Genomic DNA, 19,652 nt, shown 5'->3' on the forward strand with positions numbered 1-19,652 from the left:
TATTTCTTGGAAGAAAATGGGGAATCTCCTGCAATTATAAATGTGCGTGTATATGGTGAGAAAAATAGCAAATATACACTCCAATTACCAGAATTTGGAACCTACCAAATTGCTGCTGTAGCCGTTGATAATTATGGTAAGCGTTCCGAGAAAGTGACGATTTCAGCTACTCCAGCCGAAAAAGACGCGATTGACCCGGATATAATAGCAGAGTATAAATTGCCGATTGCCGATCCTTTTGTGTTATACCATGAAGGTAAATACTATGCATATGGAACTCGTGTTAACGGATTCGAAGTGTATATCTCTGAAGATTTGAAGCAATGGAAGCGAAATGATATAAAGGCTTTGTCACCGGAAAATTCCTGGGGAACTAAATGGTATTGGGCTCCGGAAGTATATTATGTGAAATCAAAGAATTTGTTTTATATGTTCTATTCGGTGGAAGAACATATTTGTGTAGCTACTTCTACTAGCCCGGAAGGCCCCTTTATACAGAGGGAAAAGAAGCCTATTGTAGCAGATGAAAAAGGAATTGATACTTCGTTTTTTATAGATGATGATGGTACTCCTTATCTCTATTATGTACGATTTACCGGGGGAAACGTGATTTGGGTAGCAGAAATGAATGACGACTTGACCAGTATAAAAAAAGAAACATTGACTAAGTGTATAAGTGCTACTGAACCTTGGGAGAAGAAACAAGGGACGATTGCCGAAGGTCCTTCGTTGTTGAAGAAAGGGAATACTTATTACCTGATATATTCAGCAAACCACTATGAAAGTAAAGACTATGCTGTAGGATATGCAACGGCTAGTTCTCCTAAAGGACCTTGGACCAAGTATAGCGGAAATCCGATTCTCCGGAGAGACAAAGAGGCTGCTAAGTCTGTAGGGCTAGTCGGTACAGGACATGGAGCACCGTTTGTCTGTGCCAATGGAAGTTATAAATATATCTTTCATGCTCATGCAAGTGAGACAAGTGTAGGCCCCCGTACTTCCTATATCAGTAACTTTAATATCTCCGATAAAGGAGTAATTAGTATCACAGGAGAAACGATTGAACCAGTGAGAATAAAGTAACCCTATAAACTAGGAATATCATGAAAAATATCCGATTTAATATGCTGTTAGGAATCTGTTTCTTTCTCTTATTTGCATTATTAGGTGCATGCGGTGGGGGCGACTCGCCTATCACGGATGAAATAGATGATGGAAAGCAGGATGGACAGGGCCCAAAAACAGTACCTCCGGTTACCAATCTTGTGGCGGAGAAAACGGAGAGAGCGAATGAATTGCAAGTAAGCTGGACTAATCCTGTCGGAGCTATTTCTGTAGAGATCTCTTATTTGTTAGAGGGAGATAAACCTGAGAACACAGCAAAGAAAAACATACGTATTGCTACAGAAAAGGTTGGTTCACTGTTAATAGTTGTCTCTGAACCGGGAACATATATTGTGACTGCCGTCGCTGTCGATAATTATGGGAAACGCTCGGAGGAATTGACGGTCACTGCTACGCCGCTTCGTGAAGAAGAGGTAGTGAGAACCCGTTTCCTGGAAAGAGCTGACATCCTGATGACTTCGTTAATGAATCTTTGTTTCGGAAAGTCTGCACGTGACTGTTGGAATACAAGATATCCGCTTGCTACTGGACCTTATTGGGATGGAGATGCCGTAGTCTGGGATCAAGGAGCAGGGCTTTCTGGCTATGTAGCTTTGCGTGGAGCTTCAATCGGGGTATCTGCTTATGAAAAAAAGTATGCAGATTTGACTGACCGTATGTTTAACAGTATCAATCGTTTTATCACAACTGATAACAAGCGCAGCGCTTACGCAGTTTATCCGCAAAACGGAAATGAAAGGTATTATGACGATAATGTCTGGATAGGACTGGATATGGCGGAACTGTATGAACAGACAAAGGAAAATCGTTTCTTGGAGAAGGCGAAAATGGTTTGGGATTATTTGATGGTGGGAAACACCAGTTCATGTGGTGGCGGTATTCTTTGGAGGGAAATACCGGCATACAGTAATAAACATACATGTTCTACCGCACCGGCTGCAGTATTGGGATGTAAATTATATCAGATAACCAAAGAGCAGAAGTATCTGGATAAAGCTAAAGAATTTTATGCATGGTTGATACAATACATGCAAGATCCGAGTGATCACCTTTTCTATGATAATATTACTCCTTCGATGACTATAGGTAAAAGTAAGTACAGTTACAATTCCGGTCAGCCAATGCAGGCTGCTTGTTTATTGTACAATATAACAGGAGAACAACAATATCTGAATGAAGCGCAGCAGATTGCCCGTTCAGCCTATAGTAAGTGGTTTACCTTGTATGACTCAAAAGAACTGGGAGAAAAGTTCTATCGTATAAATGGAGATCATGCCTGGTTTTATTCTGTATTGTTTCGTGGTTTCCTTGAACTGTATAAGATTGATGGAAGAAGGGATTATGTCACTGCGTTCGAGAAGAGCATGTTGCAGGCTTGGATGTCAGAATGCCGGAATCAAACAACTAATCTGCTGAGTAATAATTATTTTATCGGTAAAACGAATTCTTCTTGGCAAGTCCTGCACGAAGGAGCTTTTGTCGAGATGCTGGCTCGTTTAGCTGTACTGGAACTAGAAGGAAAATAATGAAGAATAAGATGTATAAAATGAAAAATGATGGTTGGATACATGATATAGCGAAGGCACTGTGTTGCATATTCCTGATAATGACATCGGGTGGTATGCTTTATAGCTGTTCCAGTGAAAATGAAGACCCTGTGCCACCGGTTCAGGAAGGTACGGAAAATGACGAAAAGGAAAAATACACCTATGTGTATCAGTTGAAGGCAGATAATTATAATATGCCGACAGAGGGTACTATCTCTCCTGAGTATGATGACTCTCCTGAGGGAAAAGATATTAGTAGTTTGGTTGATGGAGACTGGACAACTTCTTTCTATACTCCTAATAATTCTGTCTCTATCATCTGGAAGGGAAAAGAACCGGTTGTAGCGCGTTATTATTCGGTTATGGCAACCGGAGATAAAGAAGGAAATGCACCTGGTGCGTGGTCTCTTTACGGATCGAATGACAATGTGAAGTGGGTCGAACTAGATAATAGAATTCGGCAGGAGTTTGAAAAAAGGGAGAAAAAGTTTTTGGAGTTGAGACATAAGGAGGCGTATCAGTACTATAAACTGACCATTCATCGGAATCAAGGCGGAAAAGGAATCGAAATTCAGGAATGGATGTTACAGACCAAGCGGACAATTGATACTCCCTTACTGACTGATTTTCCGGAAGGGAGTACTCCTAAGGAGATAGGGAAACGGTTGGGAAAACTTTTTGCAAAGGGGAAACATAATGGGAAAACTCTCAGTTATCCGGAAACTTTTACTTGGAACGGAGCATTGAAATATGCGGAAGTAGCGAAAGACAATGAACTGATCCGGTCCTTGAAAGATGGGTTTGAGTCTTTTTTTACTACTGATAGGCACTTTTTGCCTGGGATGGACCATGTTGACCGGAATATGTTCGGTAGTCTTCCTCTCACATTGTATCTGATCACTAAAGATGAACGATATCGGGAAATGGGTATACCTTACGCAGATACCCAATGGGAAGTACCGGAAAATGCAAGTGCAAGTGCGAAGTCATGGGCAGCGAAGGGATATAGCTGGCAAACTCGCTTGTGGATTGATGACATGTATATGATTCCTGTCATTCAAACGCATGCTTATAAAGTGACCGGTGAGTTGAAATACGTTGAGCGCGCTGCTAAAGAAATGGCGATGTATCTGGATGAGTTGCAACGTACGAATGGACTTTTCTATCATGCATCGGATGTACCCTATTTTTGGGGAAGAGGAAACGGATGGGTGGCGGCAGGGATGGCAGAAGTGCTTCGCTATCTGCCGGAATCGAGTCCATATCATTTGCCTATTGTAAGAGGTTTCCAAACTATGATGGCAAGTCTGAAAAATTATCAAACAGAAGAGGGTATGTGGAGACAGTTGATTGATAAACCGGACTGCTGGGTAGAAACATCAGGTTCGGCTATGTTTACTTACGCATTTATTATGGGAGTGAAATATGGATGGTTGCCGGTAAAAGAGTATGGTGAGGCTACTCGAAGAGCATGGTTGGCTATGCTTACTTATATAAACTCGAATGATAAAGTAAGAGAAGTGTGTGTCGGTACCAACAAAAAGAACGACATGCAGTATTATTATGATCGTCCGCGTAATACGGGAGATTATCATGGACATGCACCCTATCTTTGGTGTACGGTTGCTCTTCTGGAAAAATAACGATGAATACGGGCAATTCTGTCTTTTATTAAAGTATTTTGGGACTAAAATCTCATTTATTGACCTGTTTTTGGCAGGTTGAATAAAAGGAAACCTCTACTTTTGTTCCGTGCCAAAAACCATTTAAAACTATAACATAAATATGCATAACTTTGTTAAGACCCTTTTTTCTGTTTTGCTACTATTTTTCTGTTCAGTATTGACTGCACAAAATAGGATGAATGACGCTAGAGATCCAAATCGTATTTGGCTTGATTCGGAAGTCACTCATCATGGAGATTATCAGTGGAAAATGATGAAAGCAGGCGATATCACAGATCCGGGTGAGAAAATATCTTTATCAGATTATCCGACTGAACAATGGTTGCCAGCCATTGTTCCCGGTACAGTCTTAAATTCTTTAGTGTATAATCAGAAATATCCCGAACCTTATTATGGAGTCAATAATAAACTTGAATCAAAGTTGATCCCTGATCTCTCTCAGGTCGGACGTGACTTTTATACTTATTGGTTCCGTACCGAGTTTGCAGTTCCTCAATCTTTTAAGGGGAAGAATGTTTGGTTACAGCTGGATGGAATCAATTATCGGGCAGAAGTATGGGTGAATGGGAATTTGCTTAGTACCATCAATGGTATGTTTATACAGGACTATATTAATGTGACCGATTTTGTAAAGATAGGGAAGAATAATGCACTGGCTGTAAAAGTGTATCCGGTTGATGTTCCCGGAAGTACTAAGCCGAAGTCTTGGGGGGCTGCGGGAGAATTCCATAATGGTGGTAACGGCAATATCGGATTGAATACTACGATGTTGATGACTGTAGGCTGGGACTTTACCTTTATGGATGGCATCCGTGACCGCAATACAGGCATCTGGAAAAACATTTCTATCTATGCTACCGGAAAGGTAGCTCTACGTCATCCGTTTATTAAGTCTGAATTGCGTAAACCGGATTATGACCAGGCACGTGAAACCGTATCTGTAGAAGTGATTAATTCGTCAACTAGCAATAGTGGAATTAATTGCAAAGTAAAGGGTGAGATTGTAGGTGAGAATATATCTTTTGAGAAATCATTCCGAGTGATTCGGGGAGAACAAAAACTGGTTACTTTTTCTCCGGAAGAGTTTCCGCAACTTGTGATGAATTCTCCTCGCTTGTGGTGGCCGGTCAACAAAGGACCGCAAAACTTATATGATTTGAAGTTGACAGTATCAGTTGATGGAGTGATCTGCGATTCTGTAAAGACAAGGTTTGGTATTCGTGAAATCACTTCCGATACTAAAACGCCTGACAAATCACGTGTCTTTTATGTGAATGGTAAACGGTTGTTTATCCGTGGTACGAACTGGATACCGGAAGCTATGTTGAGACACTCTGATGAGCGTACGTATGCTGAATTGCGCTATACTCGCCAGTCGGGCGTCAACCTTCTGCGTATGTGGGGAGGTGGCATTGCCGAATCTGACTATTTCTTCCAGCTTTGTGATGAATTGGGCTTGCTGGTATGGCAGGAATTCTGGATGACAGGGGATACTCGTCATCCTCATGACAAGGCTCTCTATATGAGTAACGTGGAGTCTACAGTGAAGCGTATTCGTAATCATCCGTCTTTGGCTTATTATGTTGCTTCCAATGAAAGCACAGAAATGACCGGAACTCCCGAACTGCTGAATCAGCTGGATGGTACACGTGGATATCAGATGCAGTCGGAGTGTGCCGGAGTACATGATGGCAGCCCTTACAAACAGGTGAATCCGATGCAGCATTATGAAAATACAGCTTCTCCACGAGGTAGTCGTGTAGATGGCTTTAATCCTGAATATGGTGCACCGACTCTTCCTACAGTAGAAATACTCCGGGAAATGATGGATGAGAAAGACCTGTGGCCTATCAACAAAGAAGTGTGGGATTACTTGGATGGAAACGGTTTCCATCTGATGACTACCATGTATACAGACTTGGTGAATCATTATGGAAAGTCATCTTCGATTGATGAATTTGCTCAGAAAGGACAACTGCTGGGTGCAATAAACTCTAAGAGCATCTGGGAAGTATGGAACTATAATAAGCTGGATTATGGCGACCGTTTTTGTTCGGGCCTTTTGTTTTGGTATCATAACTGTTCTATGAGGCAGGTAGCTTCCCGTATGTGGGACTGGTCTCTGGAGCCGACAGCTTCGCTTTATCACACGGCCAATTCTTTGGAGCCTTTGCATGCTCAGTTCGATTATCTTAAAAATACGGTTTCCGTAGTGAATGATTTCTATCGTTCTTTCGATAACTACAAGGTTACAGCACAGGTGTATGATATAAATAGCCGGAAGGTGTTTGAAGAATCGGCTGCTGTTAATCTACCGGCTGATGGAGTAGCGAATGATGCGTTGACTATTCGTTTTCCCGAAGACATCTCTCAGGTTCACTTTATCAAATTAATACTGAAAGATGAGAAAGGGAAAGAAGTTTCTTCTAATTTCTACTGGCGTTCCAACGATAAGTACGAAGGAAAGACGACCTTGACCGGTCCGGTAGCCTCTGGCTTTGAGGATTTGAGTAAACTTCGGACTTCTAAAGTGAAACTGGCTTATAAGGTGAGGGAAGAAGGTGATAACTATTTTGTTGATATCACTATGAGGAATACATCCAATCAGATAGCTTTCTTCAATCAACTGCAATTCCTTAATGCAAAGATGAGTCCGATACGGCCGTCATTCTATACGGATAACTTCTTCTCCCTGACTCCGGGTGAAAAGAAGACGGTAACGATCGAGACGGCAAAGGAGAAACTGGGTGAAGGAGCAATATTGGTATTAAAAGGATGGAATATCGATAGCCAAAAGTATAAACTTAAGTAAGATGAAACTTAAATTTATGGCTGCATTGATAGGCGGATTGTTTAATTGAGTGTTAGTGAATCGGACAAAGGAACTAATGTTCACCAAATGATAAATAGAATACTATGACTTCTAGAAGAGAATTCTTAAAAAAAGCAGGGCTGTTGACCGCAGCTTTCACTGTACCTACTCTCAATACGCAGGGAGAAACAACGCAATCCAGGCTGAGTCTGAAGAATACAAAGATTGCCGTAGATGATCGGTGGGATGTTATTGTAGTTGGCGGAGGGCCTGGCGGTTGTGCTGCCGCTATCTCGGCAGCACGCGAAGGGGCCAAGACTCTATTGATTGAAGCAATGGGGCAACTTGGCGGGATGGGCACAGCCGGTATGGTTCCGGCATGGTGTCCGTTTTCTGATGGTGAGAAGATTATTTATAGAGGTCTGGCAGAGAAAATTTTTGAAGCTTCGAGGAAAGGAGTACCGCATGAGAGAAAACAGAAAATGAATTGGGTGAGTATAAATCCCGAATATCTGATGACAGTTTATGATCAGATGGTTACTGAATCGGGAGCCCGAGTACTCTTCTTCTCAAGAGTTGCTGCTGTAGAAAAAGCAGCCGATGAAACGGTAGACGCTATCATTGTCGCAAATAAATCCGGGCTTGTTGCTTTCAAGGCAAAAGTTTTTATTGATGCGACAGGTGACGGGGATTTGGCGGCATGGGCAGGCGCATCATTCAAGAGAGGAGATGATAGTGGGGTGGTACAGAGCTCATCTTTATGCTTCTCGTTTGCTAATGTCGATAGCTATAACTACAATCTGACGGGGCCCTCATTACATACTAGTAATAAGAACAGCCCTGTTTATAAAGCGATTGAGTCTGGGAAATATCCATTGATAGATAAGCATTTTAATAGTAATTTTATTGGTCCGGATGTGGTGCAGTTCAATGCCGGGCATCTTGATAATGTCGATTCAACTGATCCCTGGGCAACTACGCAGGCAATGATGGCAGGTCGGCAAATTGCAGGACAATATTTGGAAGCAATGAAGGATGTTCAGCCCAAAACTTTTGGTAGTGCTTTTTTGGTGAAGACTGCTTCTTTGCTTGGAGTCAGAGATAGCCGTCGGATTGAAGGTGATTATACTTTTACGGTAGAGGACTGGAAAGAACGTAGAACTTTTGAGGATGAAATCGGACGTAACTGTTATTATATAGATGTTCATAAGCCCGGCCATAAAGAGACACGTTATAAAAAAGGAGAATCTCATGGAATCCCTTATCGCTGCCTGACACCTAAAGGACTGAAAAATGTATTGACTGCAGGACGCTGTATATCTACTGATGAAGAAGCATTCGGGAGTTTACGGGTAATGCCTCCTTGTCTGGTGACTGGCGAAGCTGCCGGAATGGCTGCAGTGCATGCTATAAAACAGGCAAAGAATGATGTCCACAAAATCGATACTGATTATCTGCGTAAAAGATTGAAGGAGGAGGGACAATATTTGCTGTAAAGGTAAATGATTTATTATGAATAAAGCAGGAAAATAAGATGAAACTAAAACTCGTAATTAGTCTGACCGGTATATTGATGTTATATGGATTTACCATGAAACCTTCTACGGATACGACTACAGGTAAGGAGGATAACAGAAGTTGGGTACTCGGTCCCTTCGTACGTCCTGAAGGTGCTAATCCCGTAATTTCACCTCAACCTACTTCTTTTTATTGTCCGATGCAGAAGCAACAGGTGAAGTGGGAAGAGAGTGATACATTCAATCCGGCGGCTACCGTGAAAGACGGGAAAATAGTCGTACTTTACCGGGCGGAAGATAACTCAGCACAGGGTATCGGTAAAAGGACTTCACGTATCGGATATGCTGAGAGCACGGATGGAGTCACAATGACAAGACTGGACACTCCGGTATTATTTCCAGCGGAAGATAACTTTAAAGGTATAGAATGGCCCGGTGGCTGTGAGGACCCACGTGTAGCAATGACGGAAGACGGCCTGTATGTGATGCTTTATACGGCATGGAACCGGAAGACACCGCGTATCGCTGTAGCCACCTCCCGGGATCTAAAGAACTGGACAAAGCATGGACTTGCTTTTGAAAAGGCCTACGACGGACGCTTCACTAAGATAGCCAGTAAATCTGCTTCCATACTGACCAAAGTAAAGAAAGAAAAGCTGGTTATTGATAAAGTAGACGGCAAGTATTTCATGTACTGGGGAGAGTATGCTGTTCACGCGGCTACTTCTGACAACCTTGTAGACTGGTATCCGGTACTGGACGAAAAGAATGAATTAAAGAAGTTGGCGAGACCGCGTAAAGGGCATTTTGACTGTCAGATGACAGAATGCGGACCTCCGGCTATACGAACCAAAAAGGGTATTGTGCTTCTGTATAATGGAAAAAATGCAGGAAAGGACAGGGATACCTCATATCCGGCAGGTGCTTATTGCGCCGGACAATTTTTATTTGATAATAATGATCCTTATAAAGTACTGGACCGGTTGGACAAACCTTTTTTTGTGCCTGAAGCACCTTTTGAGAAGAGCGGGCAATACAAAGATGGAACAGTATTTATCGAGGGACTGGCATATTACAAGAAGAAGTTATATCTCTATTATGGTTGTGCGGACTCAAGAATAGCAGTGGCCGTGTGCGACAATGTAAAGAACCTGAAGGTTAAATAACTCCCGTAGATATTCTATAATTGTATAATAAATAAAAATAAGTCGTTATGTGTAAAAAACTACTTTTATTATTGCTCTTGTTACCTTTTCAACTATTATCAGCTCAGACTAAATTGCTGACGGACTTCCCGGAAGGATACACTCCCGAAGAGGTCGGTAAGCGTTTAGCATACCGCTTTGTAGGCGAGAAGCACGCACTTCATGCCGGTAAATGGATTGGATATCCGGAAACATTCTACTGGAATGGCGCGCTGAAATATGCTGCGGTAACAAAAGATAAAGAGTTGATAAAGCTTCTGGAAGATAAGTTTGCCCCTTTGTTTACATCAGAGAAGGCGCTGCAGCCGATTATGAATCATGTGGATTTGAATATGTTCGGTAGCCTTCCACTGGATATGTACCGAGTGACAAAGGATAAGAAATACCTGTATCTTGGACTGCCTTATGCCGACTCTCAGTGGGAAGTTCCCGCAAATGCAAAGCCTAAAGAAAAGGAATGGGCTGAAAAAGGGTATTCCTGGCAGACACGTTTGTGGATTGATGACATGTACATGATTACGATTGTGCAGACTCATGCGTATAAAGTGACGAAGGACCGTAAATATATTGATCGGGCGGCGAAAGAAATGGTGATGTACCTGGATGAACTGCAACGCCCGAATGGTCTTTTCTATCATGCACCGGATGTTCCTTTCTATTGGGGACGTGGGAACGGATGGATGGCGGCAGGTATGTCGGAGCTGCTCCGTTGTTTGCCAAAGAAGCACAAAGACCGTGCCCGTATCTTGGAAGGCTATCAGAAAATGATGAAAAGCCTGAAGGAGTATCAGAATGCAGATGGCTTGTGGAATCAGTTGATTGACAAGTCTGATTGCTGGACAGAGTCATCCGGATCGGCAATGTTTACTTTCGCATTCATTATGGGCGTGAAGAATGGCTGGCTGGATGCGGAAGAGTATGCACCTGCTGCCCGGAAAGCTTGGTTGGCTTTGGTTCCATACGTTAATGAAAAGAACCAGGTAAGAGAAGTTTGTGTCGGAACCAATAAAAAGAATGATCTGCAGTACTATTATGATCGTCCTCGTCGTACTGGTGATTATCATGGACAAGGTCCCGTTCTTTGGTGTACTGTCGCTCTTCTGGAAAAATAACAGAGTATTTCCTTATTCTTGTTTTATTGCCGCATAAATCAAGGAGAATCATAGTCCGTAGTTTCCCTTTTGAGAAAGGGAAGCTGCGGATGCTTTTATCATAACGGATACGGTTGCATGAGACTGGATCTTCAGATATCGGCACTCGATGAACAGGCAAAAAGGACGTAATATGTTCTGTTTTGGTACTATTTTACTCATTCTACATTCATTTAGAACGAATTCTTTTACTAATTGCTCAATTTGTTTTACTGAGATAAGGTGATCTTCGCTAATTTTGTCCTCGTTGATAAGAGCCGGTAATGGCTTGGGAAATATATCTAAATAAAGTATTAACAGAATCAGGATTAGTGCTGATTCATATAATTATGATGAGCTGTATGAACTTAAAATTCTTGCTTTGTGGAATAGCTATCGGGCTATTGACCGGGTCTGCCTGGGCCGTTAATTATACACCGGAACAGGTCAATGCACATATTTCTTTGAAAGTGCCCGGAAATAAGGCTAAGCAGTACCCTTTAATTTTAAAGAGAACGCAGAATGATAATTCTGCCTATCAGTTAGTAGCCTCTGAAAATATTCCGCTGACGATTTCTCAAAAGGTCAAGGAAGCTAATGGGCGTCTACATATTGACATGTGTATTACAGCTCTGGAGGATGTGTACTTTAACTATGGACAGAATGTGTCTACCGGTTTCCGTCACGACGATTGCTTGTTTTACATGCCCGGATTTTGGTATCGCCGTAATCTGCGCTCGCCCAAAGAAGCTCCTTCATTCCATACATCTGATAGTTGGGTAGTCCGTGAGGATAGATTGAGTGCTCCATTGACGGGAATCTATAATGAGAAGGACAAGCGATATATGACAGTAAACCGACTGGATAAGTTTACGACCGACGCTTTGACTACACATAAGGAAGGTGAAGTGATTCTTTCCGGAAAAACATCCTTGGGTTTTACAGGTTTTGAAAATCAGAATGGAGTGGCTGCGCTTTCTTTCGGTTTCCCCTATGAAGAAGCTCCCAGAAGTTATATCCGTAAACTGACATTGGCTCCTAAAGTAAAAGCTTTCCAACTGCTGAAGAAAGGGGAAAACATCATGTTAACTTGGGAAATTTCGGAAAACAGTGCGGATGACTTCTCCGATTTTGTACGTCATGCCTGGGAATATTCTTATGATACTTATGCTCCGAAACCGGTTGACACTCCTTACTCCATTTCTGATATGAAGCAGACGCTCAGCAATTACTTTGTGAATAGCTTGGTAAGCAAGCCGGAGTTGACCTATAATTCGGGCGTCGGTCTGCGAACAGATGACTGTAAGAGTAACGGTGAAGCGGAAATTGGTTTCGTGGGACGTGTGCTCTTGAACTCGTTCAATGCTTGGGAATATGGCTGGGAAACCAATCGTGAAGAACTGAAGGAAAATAGTCTTAAGATCTTTGACAGTTATCTGAAGAATGGATTTACACCGGCGGGTTTCTTTAAGGAATTTGTTAATTTAAACCGTGGGTTTGAAGAACCGGTACATAGTATTCGACGTCAATCTGAAGGAATTTATGCGATACTTCATTTTCTGGCATACGAAAAGAAACAGGGACGCAAGTACCCGGAGTGGGAACAGCGGGTCAAACAGATGTTTGAAATGTTCCTGAAACTTCAGAACGCTGACGGCAGTTTCCCCAGAAAATTCCGTGATGACTTTACGATTGTGGATAAGAGCGGAGGTAGTACTCCTTCAGCAACATTGCCACTAGTGCTGGGATATAAATACTTCAAGGACAAACGCTATCTTGCCAGCGCCAGAAAGACAGCTGAATATCTTGAGAAAGAACTGATCTCCAAAGCAGACTATTTCTCTTCTACACTTGATGCGAACTGCGAGGACAAAGAAGCATCGCTGTATGCAGCCACTGCTACATACTATCTTTCACTGATTACGAAAGGCGAAGAACATAAGCATTATGCTGACCTGACAAAGAAGGCCGCCTACTTTGCCCTGTCATGGTATTATCTGTGGGATGTTCCGTTTGCTCCGGGACAGATGTTGGGAGACATTGGCATGAAAACCCGCGGTTGGGGAAATGTGTCAGTGGAAAATAATCATATCGATGTATTTGTTTTTGAATTTGCTGACGTGCTTCGTTGGTTGTCCAAAGAATACAAAGAGAACCGCTTGTCTGATTTTGCAGAGGTGATCTCGACTTCCATGCGTCAGTTGCTGCCTCATGAGGGCCATATGTGCGGCATTGCTAAGGTCGGTTATTATCCTGAAGTGGTTCAGCACACCAACTGGGATTATGGAAAGAATGGAAAAGGATATTACAACGATATTTTTGCTCCCGGCTGGACGGTTGCTTCCTTATGGGAACTTTATACTCCCGGACGTGCGGAGACTTTCCTGAAGAAATAAAACAGTACAGGTTGTGTCCTGCAGAAACCTTTTAAATTATATCATGATGAAACAATTTATTATCTTATTAGTCGTGTTTTTTAATTGTTCGTATCTGCCTGCTCAGTGGAAACCGGCAGGAGAACGGATTAAAACAGAATGGGCTACCAAAATAGACGTTGAGAATGTGTTGCCCGAGTATCCCCGTCCGATTATGGAACGTCCGAACTGGGTGAACCTGAATGGGTTGTGGAATTACGCCATAACTCCGGTAGGGCAGGCGGCTCCTCAAAAATATGAGGGACAGATCCTGGTTCCTTTTGCGATAGAATCCAGCTTGTCCGGTGTAGGAAAAAGACTCGGAAAGGAGAATGACTTGTGGTACCAACGCAAATTCTCTGTGCCGTCAAAATGGAAAGGCGAACGTGTATTGCTGCATTTTGGAGCTGTTGACTGGAAAACAGATATTTGGGTAAATCAAATTAAAATAGGACAGCATACTGGTGGCTTTACTCCTTTCTCATTCGATATCACTCCTGCCTTGAAGAATGGAGAGAATGAACTGGTAGTAAAGGTTTGGGACCCGACGGATAATGGTACTCAGCCTAGAGGAAAACAAGTGAATAAGCCCTCCGGTATCTGGTATACGCCGGTTAGTGGAATATGGCAGACAGTATGGCTGGAACCTGTGCCTGCACAGTCTATCACGAACATCAAAATAACTCCTGATATCGATCTGAATAAACTGACAGTAGAAGTTGCTACTGATGAGAAGAAGCTATCGGACAAAATAGAAGTGAAGGTGTTCGATGGAAAGGAACTGGTGGCTAAAGGAGTTTCCATTAATGGTATTCCTGTTGAAATAGCCATGCCGGCTGATGTGAAGTTATGGTCACCGGAGTCCCCTTCTTTGTATGATCTGGAGATCAGCCTGTTCGAAGGCAATAAGCTGGTGGATAAGGTCAAGAGTTATGCTGCCATGCGTAAATTCTCTACCAAGAGAGACAAGAACGGCATTGTGCGCTTGCAGTTGAATAATAAGGACCAGTTCCAGTTCGGTCCTTTAGATCAAGGCTGGTGGCCCGATGGGCTGTATACGGCTCCTTGTGATGAGGCATTGGTATATGATATTCAAAAGACAAAAGACTTTGGTTATAACATGATCCGTAAACATATCAAGGTGGAACCGGCTCGTTGGTATACGCATTGCGACCGTCTGGGGATTATTGTATGGCAAGATATGCCGAGCGGAGATAAGAATCCGGAATGGCAGATGCGCGAGTATTTTACAGGAACGGAGAAGAAACGTTCCACAGAATCAGAAGCAACCTATCGAAAAGAATGGAAAGAAATCATCGATTGTCTTTATTCTTATCCTTGTATTGGTACATGGGTACCGTTTAATGAAGCCTGGGGACAGTTCAAGACTCCTGAAATTGCAGAATGGACCAAACAATATGACCCTTCACGCCTGGTGAATCCTGCCAGTGGTGGTAATCATTATACTTGTGGTGATATGCTTGACTTGCACCATTATCCGGGGCCGGAAATGTTTCTGTATGACGCCCAGCGTGCTACAGTGCTCGGAGAATATGGTGGTATCGGTCTGGTATTGAAAGAGCATCTATGGGAACCGGATCGTAACTGGGGATATGTTCAGTTTAATACTTCTAAGGAGGCAACCGATAAATATATGGAATATGCCAATGTATTGAAAGAACTGATTCCCCGTGGATTCTCGGCTGCTGTCTATACTCAGACTACAGATGTGGAAGTAGAAGTAAACGGATTATTGACTTATGACCGTAAGGTTATCAAGCTGGATGAGAAAACATTGAGGAAGATGAATAAGGAGATCTGTGATGCTCTGAAATAACAGGTTCCATTTACTCATGATATTTATCTGATTGTTGGTATGGGGTGGACTAAAAAAAATCTTTTTAGCCCGCCCTGTGTCATTATTGATGGTTAAGGTGCAGAACATAACTGTTTTGCCCGAAAAAATAAGTAACTTTGTCTGCAATTATAAACTTAAAAAGTCTGTCTATGATAAAGAAAGGGATGAACGCTCTTTTGCTTCTTTGCATCCTGTTGGTTTGCAACGGAAAAAGTGGTGCAATGGAGAAAGAAGGAAACAATGCTCCGGAGAAAAAAGTGAGTGTTGAGTCAGATCGTCTGCCTATTGCTGATCCGTATGTGATGCTTTATAATAACAAGTATTATGCCTATGGTACCGGTGGCACAACGAAAGGTGAAGGTTTCGCCTGTTTTTCTTCGGACGATTTGAAGAACTGGAAACGGGAGGGACAAGCGTTGTCGGCAGCCGATTCATACGGGAAGTGGGGCTTTTGGGCACCAGAGGTTTACTATATCGAATCGAAAAAGAAATTTTATATGTTCTATTCGGTAGAAGAGCATATCTGTGTGGCTACTTCCGACTCCCCTGTAGGCCCGTTCCGGCAGGAAGTGAAACAACCTGTTTGGGAGGAGAAAAGCATTGATACTTCCCTCTTTATAGATGACGATGGTACTCCCTATCTTTATTTTGTGCGTTTTACCGATGGAAATGTTATTTGGGTAGCTCGGATGACCGATGATTTGATGAAGATTAAAACGGAGACATTATCTCAATGTGTGAAAGCGGAAGCACCGTGGGAACTTTTGCAGGCTAAAGTAGCAGAAGGACCTTCAGTCCTCAAGAAGAATGGAACATATTATCTGATCTATTCTGCCAACCATTATCAGAATAAGGGCTATGGAGTGGGCTATGCCACTTCCAAGTCACCAATGGGACCATGGATTAAGTATAGCAAGAATCCGCTTCTGCAAGGAGTTGAGGGCATGGGATTGGTCGGTACGGGGCATGGCGCGCCTTTTCAATGCAAAGATGGCAGCTGGAAATACATTTTCCATGCCCACTGGAGCAAAGAGAAAATACATCCGCGTACTTCCTATTTCAAGGATTTCGCTATCTCAGATCAGGGAGTGGTTTCTATTAGCGGAGAGGTCATTGAACCGAGAGTCATGAAATAATCGCTTGAATACTTGAAAATGCAGCAGGTACTTGACAAACGCTTTTTATTGTTGTATATTTGTAGTTCCAAACCTGAACTGAATAATATAAGAACGATATAATAAAATGAGAAAATTAGTGTGTGATCATCCTCTACGGTGGTATAATATAGTAACAAATAGTACTTATCTCTCTGACGTATAACAGAGGATAGGATACTCCGATATAGGAAAAGGCTGCAAACTTTATGAGGTTTGCAGCCTTTTTTGTATTATAAATTCAATCCAGATTCTACAAATTTCTATTTTAAAGTTTATAATAAACGAGGGGGACGTTTATAATAAACGATCACAGTATTTATTATAAACCCGGTTGCCGTTTATGCAGTACTCTGTTACTATTTTTGTATAGTTAGAATGTGCGTTCTCCGATTATAGCTAATTACGATAATTATAGTTGACAATGATTGCGGGTAATCTAACTATACAAAGCTCTTGAATACCTTATGTTATTTATGCGTGAAGTTCCAGTATAAACCGGCATCCCTTGGTGTAGCTTGTGTCCAATGTCAGACTGCCATTCATTTTGGTGGCGATGAGTGAGCAGATAGGTAATCCCAAGCCATCACCTGTAGTCAGGTCTTTGACCTGGGTGAAAGGTTTGAAGAGATTTTCCTGTTGTTCTGCCGGGATACCTGTTCCCGTATCGGTTATGATGAACTGATGGGTGTGCGCGCCACGTTTCTTGAAGTCGAGGCTGATACGTCCTTGCTCCGTATAGAAAGCGGCATTTTTCAGCAAGTAGAGCAGGATACGTTCCAGCTGTTCTTTATTCGTTTTTACTTGGAGTTTGGGGGCGTTTACAGAAGGGGTGACGTCCGGCTTCATAAATTCTTTAGCCTTCTCCATGACGCTTTCGCAGAAAGTACCCGCATTGACTTCTCCCATTTCATAAGGTTCGGTCAGTGAGTTCTCCAAAGAGGAAAGCTCTTGAATATTGTCGCTGAATTGCTTTAAGGCTGCTACTTGTGCCTGCATCTGCTCTGCATACCTTGGTGCTTGGGCGGAAAGCTCTTTGGCGGAAGTCCCTAAAGTGTTCAGAGTCGGCTCCATTTGTGAGGATATATTCCGGATGAACTTTGTTTTCAGCTCGTTGTGCTCATTGGCTATGACCACGCTCTTTTTGAGTTTGCGGTTGCCGGTGATAAATTTCAGCAGTAAGATGGCAAGTACAATGATTGTGGCTACAAGGATAGCTACAAGCGTACAAAGTCCTATGATGATGTATTGCTTGGCGGATAGTGTGCTGTCTTTGTCCTGTATGGTCTGGAGGCTTTCGTCATATTTTCGTTTCAGGACATTCAGCTCATCCTGGGCAGTCAGGGCTTTTACAGAGTCGGTCCATACAATATAGCTTTCGTACGTACGTTCCATCAACGGGGCATTGTTGGCTTTGCGGGCGATGCCGATAAGAGTCTTGTAGCAGTCGCTCACTTTATCGTAGTCCTTCTTTTCCTTGTATTGGCTGATGAGTTTGCGGAAACAGGCGTCTCCTTGTGTATTCTGATTGAAAGTATAGTAATAGTTGGCTTTCGTATAGAGCAGCACTTCCATTAAAGAATCATTTTTGGCGAGACTGGCAATCTCTTCCAATTTGTCCAGCTGGTTTTTTGCCTGTGCAGGATTCTTCAGTGAAATGTACATCTGCAACCGTTCCTTGCTGATGGGAAAGCGTAAGTCATAAAAGACTTTGTTTTGCTTCTGTTCGCCTGTCCAAATGAGTTGTTCCATATTACGGCATAATTCGAAACCTTCTTTGTAGAAGTTTTCTCTGACATATAGAGCATTGGCTTGAATACCACATTCTATAGCTTGTGGATAGTTCTCTCGCACGGCAAATGCTTCATACGCTTTCTTAAACAGATAACGGGCTTTGATGTAATCTTTCTGCTTCAGGCTGCTTAAAGCCTGTTCTTTTAGTTCTGTGGCTTTATCCTGAGGTGCTTGTGCATAAACTGACAGATAAAAACAAAATGTGATTAAAAGAGTTACAATGGACGTTTTCATACTATTGCTTTTATTATTTACTACAAATGTAAAACAAATATATGAATAAAAAAGATATAGCCAGTAAAAAAAATATCGCTGTTTATACGAAGCTAAGCGGGAACAATATGTAGAATACTTAAAAAATCATTTGTCGAATGTATAAATAGTTCTGTGGCGATACTCTTCCCCCGGCATGAGCAGGCAGGACGGAAAATGCGGATGCGAAGGGGTATCCGGAAAGTATTGTGTCTCCAGACATACACCGATATCCGGTGTGGGAGCGAGATAGCCGGCGGTATATAATAAGACACCGGGTAAGTCAGTCCTGACAGTCAGCCTTCTGCCGGAGAAAGGGTCGGATAATACGGCGGCTGTCAATAACGTGTCGGACGACTCTTCTTTCAGGATATAGCAATGATTGTATCCCTTGTTCCAGTGCAACTGCTCGTTATCGTCGTAAAGATGTGCTCCGATGCTGCGACTGGTGCTGAAATCAAACGGACTGTCTTTGACATCCTGTGCCTGTCCGGTAGGAATAAATTGTGAGGTTGTCTCTAATATTCGTGCAGCAGGTATCATGAGCTCATGCTCCGTTATTTTTCGTTTGTCGCCGGACAGGTTGAAGTAAGCATGATTGGTGAGATTCAGATAAGTAGGGCGGTCTGTGGTTCCGTGATAGCTGATTGTCAGTTCGTTGGTTTCCGTGAATTGATATTCCACTTCCGCCTGTACATTTCCCGGATATCCTCCTTCCATGTCCGGAGAGTGGAGAAGGAAACGGATGCCGGAATCTGTCCGTTTCCATTGCCATATCTTCTTGTGAAAGCCGGATAGTCCGCCGTGATTGGTGTTCTCTCCGTCGTTTTTCTCCAGCAGATAGGTAGTGCCTTCGATAGAAAAGGATGCCTGATGAATGCGGTTGGCAAACCGGCCGACAGTGGCTCCCATATAATAGGTGTCTTTGAGATATCCTTCTGCATGGTCATATCCCAGCAGAATGTTTTCAAAGACGTCGTATCGGTTCGGCATATTGGCCGAAACCCAGGTGGCTCCCAGGTTTGTAAGCTCGATGGAGGCTCCGGTAGCGTTGGTCAACCGGAACAGATAGATGGAATCTCCCGATGGAGTACATCCCCAATGTGTAATTGTAAACTGCATGATCTGCTTATTTTATATGAATCTTTTGCTTTGCAAA

At 42.7% G+C, this 19,652-nt stretch carries 12 protein-coding genes; 10 read left to right on the forward strand and 2 right to left on the reverse strand.

Features of this window, described 5'->3' with window-relative positions; genetic code table 11:
* The first annotated feature begins 159 nt into the window (after positions 1-159).
* The 10 genes from DW640_RS11205 to DW640_RS11250 all read left to right on the forward strand — a co-directional run bounded on the left by DW640_RS11205 (position 160) and on the right by DW640_RS11250 (position 16,429).
* Positions 160-1,083, forward strand: coding sequence for a glycoside hydrolase family 43 protein (locus tag DW640_RS11205; protein ID WP_048692907.1), 924 nt, complete (start codon positions 160-162; stop codon positions 1,081-1,083).
* Positions 1,084-1,103: 20 nt separating this feature from the next.
* Entirely contained in the window at positions 1,104-2,651 is a 1,548-nt protein-coding gene (locus DW640_RS11210; protein ID WP_022301663.1) for a glycoside hydrolase family 76 protein, read from the forward strand.
* Between the two features lie 602 nt (positions 2,652-3,253).
* Positions 3,254-4,315: a glycoside hydrolase family 105 protein gene (locus tag DW640_RS11215; RefSeq protein ID WP_117578160.1), complete on the forward strand. Its 1,062-nt coding sequence runs from the start codon at positions 3,254-3,256 to the stop codon at positions 4,313-4,315.
* Positions 4,316-4,457: 142 nt separating this feature from the next.
* Positions 4,458-7,169: a glycoside hydrolase family 2 protein gene (locus DW640_RS11220; protein WP_117578140.1), complete on the forward strand. Its 2,712-nt coding sequence runs from the start codon at positions 4,458-4,460 to the stop codon at positions 7,167-7,169.
* 104 nt (positions 7,170-7,273) lie between these two features.
* A complete protein-coding gene (locus tag DW640_RS11225) occupies positions 7,274-8,665 on the forward strand; it encodes an FAD-dependent oxidoreductase (protein WP_022471943.1) in 1,392 nt (463 codons plus the stop codon).
* Positions 8,666-8,703: 38 nt separating this feature from the next.
* Positions 8,704-9,852, forward strand: a complete 1,149-nt coding sequence (locus tag DW640_RS11230) for a glycoside hydrolase family 130 protein (RefSeq protein ID WP_048692804.1) — start codon at positions 8,704-8,706, stop codon at positions 9,850-9,852.
* 47 nt (positions 9,853-9,899) lie between these two features.
* Positions 9,900-11,003, forward strand: coding sequence for a glycoside hydrolase family 105 protein (locus tag DW640_RS11235; protein WP_008761909.1), 1,104 nt, complete (start codon positions 9,900-9,902; stop codon positions 11,001-11,003).
* Positions 11,004-11,383: 380 nt separating this feature from the next.
* Positions 11,384-13,417, forward strand: a complete 2,034-nt coding sequence (locus DW640_RS11240; protein ID WP_008761910.1) for a hypothetical protein — start codon at positions 11,384-11,386, stop codon at positions 13,415-13,417.
* 43 nt (positions 13,418-13,460) lie between these two features.
* Positions 13,461-15,272, forward strand: coding sequence for a glycoside hydrolase family 2 protein (locus tag DW640_RS11245; protein WP_008761911.1), 1,812 nt, complete (start codon positions 13,461-13,463; stop codon positions 15,270-15,272).
* A 170-nt stretch (positions 15,273-15,442) separates the two neighbouring features.
* Entirely contained in the window at positions 15,443-16,429 is a 987-nt protein-coding gene (locus DW640_RS11250) for a glycoside hydrolase family 43 protein (protein ID WP_022471948.1), read from the forward strand.
* 492 nt (positions 16,430-16,921) lie between these two features.
* Here the strand turns inward: DW640_RS11250 and DW640_RS11255 are convergent, their stop codons facing one another.
* Positions 16,922-18,475, reverse strand: a complete 1,554-nt coding sequence (locus DW640_RS11255) for a HAMP domain-containing sensor histidine kinase (RefSeq protein ID WP_008761913.1) — start codon at positions 18,473-18,475, stop codon at positions 16,922-16,924.
* A gap of 126 nt (positions 18,476-18,601) precedes the next feature.
* Entirely contained in the window at positions 18,602-19,615 is a 1,014-nt protein-coding gene (locus DW640_RS11260; protein WP_008761914.1) for an aldose epimerase family protein, read from the reverse strand.
* Positions 19,616-19,652: the final 37 nt, after the last annotated feature.

The sequence above is a fragment of the Bacteroides sp. AM23-12 genome (assembly GCF_003434395.1).
Classification (GTDB): Bacteria; Bacteroidota; Bacteroidia; order Bacteroidales; family Bacteroidaceae; genus Bacteroides; species Bacteroides thetaiotaomicron.

Coding starts and splice junctions, on each gene's coding strand:
- DW640_RS11210 (WP_022301663.1), top strand. CDS start 1,104: ATGAAAAATATCCGATTTAATATGCTGTTAGGAATCTGTTTCTTTCTC.
- DW640_RS11215 (WP_117578160.1), top strand. CDS start 3,254: ATGTTACAGACCAAGCGGACAATTGATACTCCCTTACTGACTGATTTT.
- DW640_RS11220 (WP_117578140.1), top strand. CDS start 4,458: ATGCATAACTTTGTTAAGACCCTTTTTTCTGTTTTGCTACTATTTTTC.
- DW640_RS11225 (WP_022471943.1), top strand. CDS start 7,274: ATGACTTCTAGAAGAGAATTCTTAAAAAAAGCAGGGCTGTTGACCGCA.
- DW640_RS11230 (WP_048692804.1), top strand. CDS start 8,704: ATGAAACTAAAACTCGTAATTAGTCTGACCGGTATATTGATGTTATAT.
- DW640_RS11235 (WP_008761909.1), top strand. CDS start 9,900: ATGTGTAAAAAACTACTTTTATTATTGCTCTTGTTACCTTTTCAACTA.
- DW640_RS11240 (WP_008761910.1), top strand. CDS start 11,384: ATGAACTTAAAATTCTTGCTTTGTGGAATAGCTATCGGGCTATTGACC.
- DW640_RS11245 (WP_008761911.1), top strand. CDS start 13,461: ATGATGAAACAATTTATTATCTTATTAGTCGTGTTTTTTAATTGTTCG.
- DW640_RS11250 (WP_022471948.1), top strand. CDS start 15,443: ATGATAAAGAAAGGGATGAACGCTCTTTTGCTTCTTTGCATCCTGTTG.
- DW640_RS11255 (WP_008761913.1), bottom strand. CDS start 18,475: ATGAAAACGTCCATTGTAACTCTTTTAATCACATTTTGTTTTTATCTG.
- DW640_RS11260 (WP_008761914.1), bottom strand. CDS start 19,615: ATGCAGTTTACAATTACACATTGGGGATGTACTCCATCGGGAGATTCC.